The 10751-nt window shown below is 66.6% G+C and carries 12 protein-coding genes; 8 read left to right on the top strand and 4 right to left on the bottom strand.

Annotated features, from left to right (window positions below; translation table 11 throughout):
* A partial coding sequence (locus ASF06_RS16840) for an MIP/aquaporin family protein (RefSeq protein ID WP_200920399.1) occupies window positions 1-564 on the bottom strand: 564 nt, incomplete at its 3' end.
* A 184-nt stretch (window positions 565-748) separates the two neighbouring features.
* Here ASF06_RS16840 and dhaK point away from each other — a divergent pair.
* The 3 genes from dhaK to dhaM are packed head-to-tail and all read left to right on the top strand — an operon-like array spanning window position 749 to window position 3091.
* Window positions 749-1750, top strand: coding sequence for a dihydroxyacetone kinase subunit DhaK (dhaK, locus tag ASF06_RS16835; RefSeq protein WP_055949615.1), 1002 nt, complete (start codon window positions 749-751; stop codon window positions 1748-1750).
* 5 nt (window positions 1751-1755) lie between these two features.
* Window positions 1756-2394 carry a dihydroxyacetone kinase subunit DhaL gene (dhaL, locus tag ASF06_RS16830; RefSeq protein WP_055949613.1) on the top strand — a complete coding sequence of 213 codons (639 nt, stop codon included), beginning with the start codon at window positions 1756-1758 and terminating at the stop codon, window positions 2392-2394.
* Between the two features lies 1 nt (window position 2395).
* Window positions 2396-3091 (top strand): dihydroxyacetone kinase phosphoryl donor subunit DhaM, encoded by a 696-nt coding sequence (gene dhaM, locus ASF06_RS16825; protein WP_055949610.1) that lies wholly within the window; start codon window positions 2396-2398, stop codon window positions 3089-3091.
* A gap of 49 nt (window positions 3092-3140) precedes the next feature.
* On the opposite strand, the gene ASF06_RS16820 is transcribed toward dhaM, so the two are convergent.
* On the bottom strand, window positions 3141-3494 hold the full coding sequence (locus tag ASF06_RS16820; RefSeq protein WP_055949608.1) for a VOC family protein: 354 nt from the start codon (window positions 3492-3494) through the stop codon (window positions 3141-3143).
* Window positions 3495-3606: 112 nt separating this feature from the next.
* Here ASF06_RS16820 and ASF06_RS16815 point away from each other — a divergent pair, with 112 nt between their 5' ends.
* The 3 genes from ASF06_RS16815 to ASF06_RS16805 are packed head-to-tail and all read left to right on the top strand — an operon-like array spanning window position 3607 to window position 6181.
* Window positions 3607-4152 (top strand): TetR family transcriptional regulator, encoded by a 546-nt coding sequence (locus ASF06_RS16815; protein ID WP_162237721.1) that lies wholly within the window; start codon window positions 3607-3609, stop codon window positions 4150-4152.
* A 55-nt stretch (window positions 4153-4207) separates the two neighbouring features.
* On the top strand, window positions 4208-5110 hold the full coding sequence (locus ASF06_RS16810) for an NADP-dependent oxidoreductase (RefSeq protein WP_055949602.1): 903 nt from the start codon (window positions 4208-4210) through the stop codon (window positions 5108-5110).
* Window positions 5111-5161: 51 nt separating this feature from the next.
* Entirely contained in the window at window positions 5162-6181 is a 1020-nt protein-coding gene (locus ASF06_RS16805) for an SDR family oxidoreductase (protein WP_055949599.1), read from the top strand.
* Between the two features lie 39 nt (window positions 6182-6220).
* Here ASF06_RS16805 and ASF06_RS16800 read toward each other — a convergent pair whose 3' ends face one another.
* Window positions 6221-6784 (bottom strand): TetR/AcrR family transcriptional regulator, encoded by a 564-nt coding sequence (locus ASF06_RS16800; RefSeq protein ID WP_055949596.1) that lies wholly within the window; start codon window positions 6782-6784, stop codon window positions 6221-6223.
* A gap of 119 nt (window positions 6785-6903) precedes the next feature.
* Between ASF06_RS16800 and ASF06_RS16795 the strand changes: the two genes are divergently transcribed.
* Both ASF06_RS16795 and ASF06_RS16790 read left to right on the top strand, forming a co-directional pair.
* A complete protein-coding gene (locus ASF06_RS16795; protein WP_055949592.1) occupies window positions 6904-7569 on the top strand; it encodes an SDR family NAD(P)-dependent oxidoreductase in 666 nt (221 codons plus the stop codon).
* A 21-nt stretch (window positions 7570-7590) separates the two neighbouring features.
* Window positions 7591-8040 (top strand): NAD(P)-dependent oxidoreductase, encoded by a 450-nt coding sequence (locus ASF06_RS16790; RefSeq protein ID WP_055949589.1) that lies wholly within the window; start codon window positions 7591-7593, stop codon window positions 8038-8040.
* A 347-nt stretch (window positions 8041-8387) separates the two neighbouring features.
* Here ASF06_RS16790 and ASF06_RS16785 read toward each other — a convergent pair whose 3' ends face one another.
* Window positions 8388-10742: an ATP-binding cassette domain-containing protein gene (locus ASF06_RS16785; protein ID WP_055949586.1), complete on the bottom strand. Its 2355-nt coding sequence runs from the start codon at window positions 10740-10742 to the stop codon at window positions 8388-8390.
* Between the last annotated feature and the right edge of the window lie 9 nt (window positions 10743-10751).

Genomic DNA, 10751 nt, shown 5'->3' with positions numbered 1-10751 from the left:
AATCGCCGGTCCCGTSGAGAACACGCCGAGCTTGTTCGCCGCGTCGGGTTCCTCGTCGAAGTGCTGCTTGTACGCGAGCCACACGAACACGGCACCGATGATCGCACCCAGCAGCTGMGCTGCGATGTAGGTGAGGATCGACRCGATGTTCACGGGTACACCGGAACCGAACTCGGTCGCGCCATTCGCGACCAGACCCAGGGTCACGGCCGGGTTCAGGTGCGCACCACTGTTGTACGACACGATCACACCGGAGAACACGGCGAAGCCCCACCCGATGTTCACCATCAGGAAGCCGCCATTGAAACCCTTGTTCTTCACGAGAGCGACGTTCGCCGACACGATCACACCGGAGAACACGGCGAAGCCCCACCCGATGTTCACCATCAGGAAGCCGCCATTGAAACCCTTGTTCTTCACGAGAGCGACGTTCGCGACGACACCGCAGCCGAGAAGAACGAGCAGGGCCGTGCCTACCAGTTCAGAGAGAAATACAACACCGAGATTGTCCACGTCGACCTTCCTTCGTGTGACGCCTATGTCACGTTGTGCGGAACCCCACATCAAGCGGGTGACTACACCATATCCGCAGGAATCTGCGGCGCATATGGTCTGAGGCAAAAGTCGAGGCACTTCCGTCGAACTCGAGCGAACAAGTAGATTTGGCAGTGCGAGCTGCGCTCCCGCGCGGCTCCCTGAGCCGTTCCAGGCCCAGGTCGCACGGCACCATCAAAGAGGATTGCCACTCATGAAGAAACTCATCAACGATCCGCGTCGCGTGGTCGAAGAAGCCGTCGCCGGATTCGAGGCCGCTCACGGCGACCTGGTCACCGTCTCTCACGATCCCATCTTCATCGCCCGCAAGGATGCGCCGCACAAGGGCAAGGTCGCCCTTGTCAGCGGCGGCGGAAGCGGGCACGAGCCGCTGCACGGCGGTTTCGTCGGCTTCGGAATGCTCGACGCCGCCGTTCCCGGCCCCGTGTTCACCTCGCCGACTCCCGATCCCATCCTCGCGGCCACGAAGGCCGTCGACGGGGGAGCAGGGGTGCTCCACATCGTCAAGAACTACACCGGCGACGTGCTCAACTTCGAGACGGCAGCAGACCTCGCCTTAGCGGATGGCATCGACGTGCAGACTGTGATCGTCGACGACGACGTCGCGGTCAAGGATTCGCTGTACACGGCGGGGCGTCGCGGTGTCGCGGGCACGGTCCTCGTCGAGAAGATCGCGGGCGCCGCTGCGGAGCGGGGCGACGACCTCGCCTCGGTCGCCGCGATCGCGACCCGGGTCAACTCCGTCACGAGGTCGATGGGAGTCGCCCTCACCCCGTGCGTCGTCCCGCACGCGGGGGAGCCGAGCTTCACGCTGGCCGACGACGAGATCGAGATCGGCATCGGCATCCACGGCGAGCCCGGGCGGGAGCGCATCAAGATCGAGCCCGCAGACGCGATCGTCGACAGGATCCTCGCCCCGATCGTCGACGACCTTCCCTTCGCGTCTGGCGACCGGGTCCTGCTCTTCGTCAACGGCCTGGGCGGAACGCCGCAGGTGGAGCTCTACATCGTCTTCCGTCGCGCCGCCGAAGCGCTGGCCGAGCGCGGCATCACCGTCTCGCGCACACTCGTCGGCAACTTCGTGACATCGCTCGAGATGCAGGGCATGAGCATCACGGTCATGAGGCTCGACGATGAGCTCGAGCAGCTCTGGGACGCGCCCGTGCAGACCGCCGCACTGCGGTGGGGAAGGTAGACGACATGACATTGGACACGGCATGGGCCGTTCGGTGGATCAGGGCGAGTGCCGCCGTCGTCTCCGAGCACCGGGTCGAACTCATCACGCTCGACCGCGACATCGGCGACGGCGACCACGGCGAGAATCTCGATCGGGGTTTCTCGGCCGTTCTGCCGAAGCTCGACGATCTCGCAGACGATGCCACCCCGGCCGATGCACTCAAGCTCGTCGCGACGACGCTCATCTCGACCGTCGGTGGCGCGGCGGGCCCGCTGTACGGAACCGCGTATCTGAAGGCGGCGGGCGCGATCGCAGGTCAGGCCGAGCTCGACGGTGCGGCCATCGTGGCGCTGCTCACGGCCGCCCGTGACGGTGTGGTTCTGCGAGGCAAGGCCGCCCCGGGCGACAAGACGATGGTGGATGCCTGGACGCCCGCCGTCGACGCGGCCGCGGCCGCCCTGTCGAACGGCTCGGACGAAGCCGGGATCCTCGACGCCGCCGCGACGGCCGCGGAGGCCGGCGCCCGCGCCACGGAGCCGCTCGTCGCACACAAGGGTCGGGCGAGCTACCTGGGGGAGAGGGCCATCGGGCATCGCGATCCCGGTGCGCAGTCCTCGGCCCTGCTGCTCCGTTCCGCCGCCGACACGGCGACGGACTCCTGATATGGGGGCGACTGCAGCACGGGTCGGGCTGGTCTTCGTCTCGCACAGTTCGAAGATCGCGGAGGGGCTGGTCGAGCTCGCGCAGCAGATGGCGGGGAGCACCGCGATGGCAGCCGCCGGAGGCACCGACGAGGGCGGAATAGGCACGAGCTTCGAGCGAGTCGGGCAGGCCATCTCTTCTGTCGACTCGGGAGCGGGCGTCGTCGTGCTGTGCGATCTGGGGTCGGCCATCCTCACGGCCGAGACGGCGAGGGACTTCCTCGACGACGACGTGCGCGATCGCGTGGTGATCGTGGATGCCCCGCTCGTCGAGGGAGCAGTCGCCGCATCCGTCGAGGCCGAGTCGGGCGCCGACCTCGCCGCGGTGGTGGCCGCCGCCCGGTCTGCGATCGGCGCGTTCTCAGCGGACGACCCGCATCCGGTGGCCGACGAGTCGACGTCGGGGTACTCCCGCAGCGTGACCATCGTGAACACCGACGGGCTTCACGCCCGGCCGGCCGCCGAGTTCGTGAAGCTGGCGAATTCGCTCGGGGTTCCGGTCACGGTCAACGGGGCGGATGCGCGAAGTCTGCTGGGGATCATGTCGATGGGGCTCGTGAAGGGCCGATCGGTCGAGCTGTCGACGCCGAGCCCCGACGGCAGGGCCGCTGTGGATGCGCTGGCCGAGCTCGTGGAGTCGGGTTTCGGCGAGTCTTAGTCACTCTGTGTAATACAGCGACTGCCGACTGTGAGGTGCGGGGGAGAGGTCAGGCCTCCTGCCACAGCTCGATGCGATTGCCGTCGGGATCGACGACCCAGCCGAAGCGACCTACTCCGTCCATCGTCTCGGTGCGCGGGTCGACCTCGGCGCCCGCTGAGCGGAGCTGCTCGAGCATCGCGTCGAGGTCGGCGACGCGGAAGTTCAGCATCACCTGCTGCGAGAGCGATCCGAAATAGTCGCTCGCGCGGTCGAACGTCGCGAAAATGGTCGCGCCGGCCTGCTGCTGCCACGGGTCCGAAGGATCGGTGCCGATTCCGAGATTGTCGCGGTACCAGGCCGACAGGGCGTCGGGGTCCGACGAACGCAGGAAGACTCCGCCGATTCCGAGAACTCGCTCCATGCCGACATCCTGCCGCAGCGCACGGAGCCGTGTATAGAGGCCCGTTCCCTGATCGCAATGACCGAATGCAAATTCGTTGGCCAATTGGCTAACGAAATGTAATATGGGTCCCATGACGAGAGCAGAGCAGGCCGCGCGAACAAGGCAGTCCGCGCTGGATGCCGCGAGGGCGCTGTTCGCTGAGCAAGGTTTCGCTGCCACGTCGTTGCAAGACATCGCTGACGCGACGGGAGTGCGCAAGGCGAACGTCTACTACTACTTCAAGACCAAGACCGCGATCCTCGACGCCCTTCTGGACGAGCGGGTGAGCGGTCTCGATGCACTGCTCGCCGCTGCCGAATCGGAGGCTTCCGTCGAGGCGCGCCGAGAGCTGCTCATCGTCGGCTTCACCGAAGAGGTCGTCAGGGCGTACCGCACGGTCGCCCCGGTGGATTTTGCCGACCCTGCGGTGCGTTCGGTACACGGGGTGGCCGCGCGCCTCGAAGCGTTCACGGCCAGGGCAGCGATGGCGTTTTTCGGCCTGCACCCCAGCGTCGATCAGTTGGCTGGCCTCGCAGTCATGCAGGACCTGAAACCCGTCATGCGCACTCTGGATCACTTGCCCGACGAGGAACTGGTGAACGTGCTCCAGCGGCTGTGTCGGCGGTTGATCGCGTGATGGCCGCAGCGATTTCGAGAAACCACAGTCACGTCGAAAATTAGGGAGGCAGTAGATGTCCAACGCGATCGTGATCACTGAGTTCGGGGGCCCCGAGGTGCTGCAGTGGCGTGAAGTGCGGCCCCCGGCGCCGCAGCAGGGGGAGGTGCTCATCCGCGTCAGGGCCGCGGGTGTGGGGCCGACCGACCTGCACATTCGGGCAGGCCACCTCGCGGCAGTGTTCCCGCAGCGGCCGGGCGACGTGTTGGGTTTCGAGGCGGCCGGTGTCATCGAGGCGGTCGGAGAGGGGGCTGACGCCAACGTTGGTGACGAGGTTGCTGCGCTTCTCCTCGCCCAAGGTGGGTATGGCGAGCTCGTCACCGCCAGCGTGTGGCACCCGAAGCCCGCGGCAGTGACGTGGGAAGCGGCGGCCGTTCTGCCGGCAGCCGCCGAGGCGGCCGTCGGGGCACTTCGCCAAAGCGGCGCGGAGTCGGGGGAGACCCTCGTGGTCCTCGGTGCTGCGGGGTCGGTCGGATCTGTCGTCGTCCAACTCGCGCATGCGCGAGGTATCCGCGTCATCGGGGTGGCGAGTGATCGGGATGCCGCGCTCGTCGGCGGATTCGGGGCCGAGTTCGTTGCGTACGGAGATCGAGTCTTCGACCGGATCGCGACGCCCATCGACAAGATCATCGATGCGGCCGGGCGCGGGGGACTGGTCGAGGCTGTCGTGGCGACCGGCGATCCCAGCAGGGTGGTGACACTCACCGGAGGTCCCGACGTCGCGTCCTCTGGTGCACGCATGTCGGTGCCGAGTGCCGACCGGGCACCGGATGCGCTGGCGATCGCGATGCCCTTGCTCGCCAGCGGCGAGCTGCGTCTCAAAGAACGCCGGAGCCTGCCGATCCGCGACACTGCCGAAGCGCACAGGCTCCTCGAGTCGGGGGAGACGCACGACAAGATCGTGCTCACTTTCGAGTAGTCATCCGGCAATCAAAGAAGGGCCTCACGTGGCCAAGAAATGGATAGTGCAATGAACAACGACCTCGTGCTCGTTACCGGAGGTACCGGCTTCCTCGGTACTCATGTCATCGCCCAGCTGCTCGCATCCGGCTACAGGGTACGCACCACCGTGCGCGACCTCGAACGTGAAGGTGAGCTCCGCGGCGCCCTGGCCAGCGCGGGTGTAGCCCGGGACGTCGACCTCGCCCTCGTGCGTGCCGAGCTGTCGAAGGACGCGGGCTGGTCCGACGCGGTCGCTGGCAGCCGCTATGTGGTGCACGTGGCATCGCCGTTCCCGCCGGCGATGCCGGACAGCGATGACGACGTGATCCGCCCGGCCCGCGAGGGTGCAGTGCGGGTGTTGCGCGCATCCCGTGACGCCGGCGTCGAGCGAGTGGTGATGACGTCGTCGTTCGCTGCGGTCGGCTACGGGCACCCACCGACCGACGACGAGTTCGATGAGCGCTCGTGGACCAATGTGGACGCGCCGCTGAGCGCCTACATCCGTTCGAAAGCCGTTGCGGAGCGAGCCGCATGGGACTTCATGGCGGCCGAGGGTGGCGAGCTCGAGCTCGCGGTGATCAATCCCGTCGGGATCTTCGGCCCACCCCTCACCGTCGACCTGTCGGCATCGATCGGATTGGCTCACCAGATGATCACCGCCATGCCGGCTGTTCCGCGACTCGCAACGACCGTGGTCGACGTCCGAGACGCCGCAGACCTGCATTTGCGTGCGATGACGAACCCTGCGGCAGCAGGGGAGCGGTTCCTGGCCTCGACGGGTGAGCCGCTCTCTTTCCAAGAGGTGGCGGCGGAGCTGCGCGCCGCTTTCGGCCGTGAGCCCGTGCAGCTGCCCGTTCTGCCCGATGAGGTGGTGAAGGAAGCCGCAAAGACCGACCCCGGAATGGCAGGAATGGTGGGCGAGCTCGGCAAGGTGCGCCGTGTGTCCAACGCCAAGGCCCGAACCATTCTCGGCTGGGAGCCGCGGAACAATATCGAAGCGCTGCAGGCGACTGGCCACGCGCTCAGAGAACTCGGCGCGATGAGATAGCTCAGTGCATCACGGTGTAAAAGCCGCGATGCGTCGAGGCTAGGTCGACCAGGCGGAGGCGATGCTGCGGTCGACCAATCGCCGCCATCCCACGGGAGCCGAGGGGTCGTGACTGGCGGTTCCGGCCATCCACAGTATGGTCATGAGGTCGTCGGCGGTGAAGTCTCGCGAGAGGACCCCGGCGGCGTGGGCGTCATCGATCAAGTCCTGACCGAGTGCAGTCGATCGCTCGCATGCTTCGATGAGTGAGGTGGCATTCGGGAAGCGACGGAGCATGGCGTCGTTCAATGCCGGGTCGCTGAGCTGCAGGTCGATCATGCCCGCGATGAAGGTTTCCAAGCGCGCGCGAGGGGATGGCTGCCTCATGGCCTGCTCCTTGAGTGCCAGGAGTTTCTCGCCGGCGACTGCGGGGACCACGGCGTCGATGAGGGCCTCCCGGGATCCGACCCGATTGTAGAGGGTCCCGATGCTCACGCCTGCCTCGCGAGCGATCTCCTCGAGGGGAGCGGACAGTCCGCGGCGCGAGAACACCGCCAGCGCGGCGGCGTGCAGCTTCTCGACGTTGGATTGGGCGTCTCGGCGGAGGCCGGTGGTGGGCGGCATGGAGTCTCCATTGGATATTGAGGGTGGCCTCAAGATAGGCTGAGACAACTTGAGGACGACCTCAATCTATCCCATCCTGCGACGCTCTGCTGAGTGCCGGGACACGAAAGGACACACCCATGCCTCTCATCACCATCATCGGAGCCGGACCCGGACTGGGTCTCGAGATCGCCCGCGCATTCGGACGCAGGGGCTTCGATGTCGCCCTCGTGGCGCGCACCCAAACCAAGCTCGACTCCCTCGTCCGCACGCTTGGGGGAGAAGGCATCACTGCTCACGGTTTCACTGCGGACGTCAGCCGACCGGAGACCGTCGCAAGCGCCCTTCACTCGATCAGGCATACCGTCGGCCCGATCGACGTGCTGGAGTTCTCGCCGGCGGACCCGACGCTCGCGCCCGTCGACGTTCTCGAGGTGACGATGGAGACTCTGCAGCCGCAGATCGATTTCTATCTGGGTGGGGCGCTCAGCGCTGTCAGGGCCGTACTGCCGGACATGATCACGGCGGGCACGGGAACCGTGCTCATCACGACAGGCGGCGGCTCCATCAGCCCGATGCCCTTCCTTGGAAACGTCAACATCGCCGCAGCGGGACTTCGCAACTGGACCCTCAATCTGCACACAGCACTGCAGCCGAAGGGCATCTACGTCGCGCACATGGGCATCACCGCCCTCATCGGAGGCGGCCACCCCGACGCCGAGCCCGATGTCATCGCCGAGGCGTTGGCACGGCTGCACGACGAGCGTCGGCAGCCCGAGCTGCACTACGTCGCCTACGACCACTGACAAGCAGATCGCGAGGGAAACATGATGAAGCTGACAATCTTCGGCTCTAGCGGTCGCACCGGCATCCACCTGGCCGAACAGGCACTCGCCGCCGGGCATGACGTGGTGGCGTTCGTCCGCAATCCGGCGAAGCTCGATCTGCGCCACGAGCGGCTGCAGATCGTGCAAGGCGAGCTGACCGACGCGGTCGCCGTCGAGGATGCCGTTCGCGATGCCGACGCCGTCCTCGCCACACTGGCCCCGAACCTCGCAGGCTGGTCTAAGGACATGCCCGTCGCGGCGGGAACGCGCAACATCGTGGCCGCGATGCCCCACGACAAGCCGGGATCGGGACGTGTCACCGTGCGCACCGCGACCGGATCCGGAGATCGGGTGCGCTGGCGAATCTCCCGCGCCGACCTCGCGGGGTTCATGCTCGCTCAGGCCGACGACCTGCGGTACGCCCGGCAGGAGGTGCGGGTCAGCAACTGACGCGGCCCTGCGTGCCGCTGTGGGAGGCGGGAGCACGGTGGTTCCTGGGTTGTATTGACATAATGTGCATTATCGGTCGTTCGGTGGATGCGGCGGAGCGGGGCTGGATCAGCGACCGTGAGCCGGCTCGCGCCGGTCGCCCCACGGTCTGCGCGCGACGGCTCCGTGCGCTCCGGCGCAGGTTACCTCCGGGCTCACTCGATGACCAGGGCTCGTTGTGTTCGTGAGGAACGCACGCGCTGACGGGCCTGCGGTGTGCGGCTCACGCATCCATGGCCTTCGCTCGAGCACGTGAAATCTCTTGACATAATAAATAGACGCACTGGCGCCGACTTTCCTCACGGACGTCAGGCGCCCACGTACCGTGCAAGATACTCGCCCGTCAGGGTCGATCGCTCCGCGACGAGCTCAGACGGCGTTCCTTCGAAGACCACGGTGCCGCCATCGTGACCGGCGCCGGGGCCGATGTCGATGATCCAGTCGGCGTGAGCCATGACCGCCTGGTGGTGCTCGATGACGATCACCGACTTTCCGGAATCGACCAGCCGGTCGAGAAGGCCGAGCAGCTGTTCGACGTCGGCGAGGTGAAGCCCGGTGGTCGGCTCGTCGAGGATGTAGACGCCGCCCTGCTCCGACATGTGAGTGGCGAGTTTCAGCCGTTGCCTCTCGCCTCCCGAGAGGGTGTTCAGTGGCTGTCCGAGACGGATGTATCCCAGGCCGACGTCTGCCAGCCGCTCCAGAATCGACTGGGCGGCCGGCGTGCGCGAGTCACCGGTCGAGAAATACAGCAGCGCCTCGTCGACGCTCATGCCGAGGACTTCGCTGATGTCCCGCCCGTTCAGGTGGTAATCGAGCACCGATGCGTCGAAGCGCCGGCCCTCGCAGACCTCGCAGGTGGTGGTGACCGAGGCCATCATGCCGAGGTCGGTGACGATCACACCGGAGCCGTTGCAGTTCGGGCAGGCCCCCTCGGAGTTCGCGCTGAACAGGGCGGGTTTCACGCCGTTCGCCTTGGCGAAGGCCTTGCGGATGGGTTCGAGCAGGCCCGTGTACGTCGCCGGATTGCTGCGCCGAGATCCGCGGATGGCGCCCTGGTCGACGGAGACGACGCCGTCTCGGCCGGCGATCGAGCCGTGGATGAGCGAGCTCTTGCCCGAGCCCGCGACGCCCGTGATGACGGCGAGGACGCCGGTGGGAACATCGACGTCGACGTCGCGCAGGTTGTGCGTTCGCGCCCCGCGGATCTGCAGGGCTCCTGTGCGTGCTCGCACGCTCTTCTTGAGGGTGTGTCGGTCGTCGAAATGGAGGCCGGTCAGGGTGCCGCTCCCCCGCAGCCCGTCGACGGTGCCCTCGAAGCACACCTCGCCGCCCGCGGTGCCCGCGCGCGGCCCGAGGTCGACGATGTGGTCGGCGATGGCGATCGTCTCGGGTTTGTGTTCGACGACGAGAACGGTGTTGCCCTTGTCGCGCAGCTGCAGGAGGAGGCCGTTCATGCTCTGGATGTCGTGGGGGTGCAGACCGATGGTCGGCTCGTCGAAGACGTAGGTGACGTCGGTCAGGGAAGAGCCCAGGTGCCGGATCATCTTCGTGCGCTGTGCCTCGCCGCCCGACAGCGTGCCCGCGGGTCGATCGAGCGAGAGGTATCCGAGCCCGATCTCGACGAAGGAGTCGAGCGTGTGCTGCAGGCCGCTCAACAGGGGCGCGACCGACGGCTCGTCGATCGTGCGCACCCACTCCGCGAGATCGCTGATCTGCATGGCACAGGCATCCGCGATGTTGACCTCGCCGATACGAGACGAGCGCGCTCCCTCGTTGAGACGCGTGCCCGAGCACTCCGGGCAGGTCGTGAAGGTGACCGCCCGGTCGACGAACGCCCGGATGTGCGGCTGCATGGCCTCCCTGTCCTTCGACAGGAACGACTTCTGCACCTTGGGGACCAGTCCCTCGTAGGTCATGTTGATGTCGCCGACCTTGACCTTGACGGGCTCGTGGTAGAGAAAGTCGTCGAGCTCCTTCGTCGTGTAGTCGCGGATCGGCTTGTCGGCGTCGAGGAAGCCGGAGCCCGAGAAGATGCGCACGCCCCAGCCGTCGGCCGTGTATCCCGGAATGGTCAGGGCGCCCTCGTTGAGCGATCTGCTGTCGTCGTAGAGCTGGGTGAGGTCGATGTCGTTGACCTTGCCCATGCCCTCGCAGCGCGGGCACATGCCCCCGGTGACCGTGAAGCTGCGGCGCTCCTTGACCTCTCGTCCGCCCTTCTCCATGGTCACGGCGCCGGCGCCGCTGACCGAGGGCACGTTGAAGGCGAAGGCCTGGGGCGAGCCTAGGTGGGGTTGCCCCAGCCGACTGAAGACGATCCTCAGCATCGCGTTCGTATCGGTCGCCGTACCGACCGTCGAGCGGGAGTTGGCACCCATGCGTTCCTGGTCGACGATGATCGCGGTCGTCACGCCCTCGAGCAGATCGACGTCGGGGCGGGCGAGCGTCGGCATGAACCCCTGCAGGAACGCGCTGTAGGTCTCGTTGATCATGCGCTGCGACTCGGCGGCAATCGTGGCGAACACCAGAGAGCTCTTACCCGACCCCGAGACGCCGGTGAACACGGTGAGGCGTCGTTTCGGGATGTCGACGCTGACGTTCTTCAGATTGTTCTCGCGGGCACCCTGCACTCGGATGCGGTCGTGGTTGTCGGCTGCCGTGCTCATGGATTCCCT

Source organism: Agreia sp. Leaf244 (assembly GCF_001422695.1).
GTDB lineage: Bacteria > Actinomycetota > Actinomycetes > Actinomycetales > Microbacteriaceae > Agreia.
Note: the sequence above shows the minus strand (reverse complement) of the source record. Positions and strands in the feature narration are given on the sequence as shown.

Bases quoted from the DNA above. Each gene is read 5' to 3' on its own strand.
- dhaK (WP_055949615.1), top strand. From the start codon at position 749: ATGAAGAAACTCATCAACGATCCGCGTCGCGTGGTCGAAGAAGCCGTC.
- dhaL (WP_055949613.1), top strand. From the start codon at position 1,756: ATGACATTGGACACGGCATGGGCCGTTCGGTGGATCAGGGCGAGTGCC.
- dhaM (WP_055949610.1), top strand. From the start codon at position 2,396: ATGGGGGCGACTGCAGCACGGGTCGGGCTGGTCTTCGTCTCGCACAGT.
- ASF06_RS16820 (WP_055949608.1), bottom strand. From the start codon at position 3,494: ATGGAGCGAGTTCTCGGAATCGGCGGAGTCTTCCTGCGTTCGTCGGAC.
- ASF06_RS16815 (WP_162237721.1), top strand. From the start codon at position 3,607: ATGACGAGAGCAGAGCAGGCCGCGCGAACAAGGCAGTCCGCGCTGGAT.
- ASF06_RS16810 (WP_055949602.1), top strand. From the start codon at position 4,208: ATGTCCAACGCGATCGTGATCACTGAGTTCGGGGGCCCCGAGGTGCTG.
- ASF06_RS16805 (WP_055949599.1), top strand. From the start codon at position 5,162: ATGAACAACGACCTCGTGCTCGTTACCGGAGGTACCGGCTTCCTCGGT.
- ASF06_RS16800 (WP_055949596.1), bottom strand. From the start codon at position 6,784: ATGCCGCCCACCACCGGCCTCCGCCGAGACGCCCAATCCAACGTCGAG.
- ASF06_RS16795 (WP_055949592.1), top strand. From the start codon at position 6,904: ATGCCTCTCATCACCATCATCGGAGCCGGACCCGGACTGGGTCTCGAG.
- ASF06_RS16790 (WP_055949589.1), top strand. From the start codon at position 7,591: ATGATGAAGCTGACAATCTTCGGCTCTAGCGGTCGCACCGGCATCCAC.
- ASF06_RS16785 (WP_055949586.1), bottom strand. From the start codon at position 10,742: ATGAGCACGGCAGCCGACAACCACGACCGCATCCGAGTGCAGGGTGCC.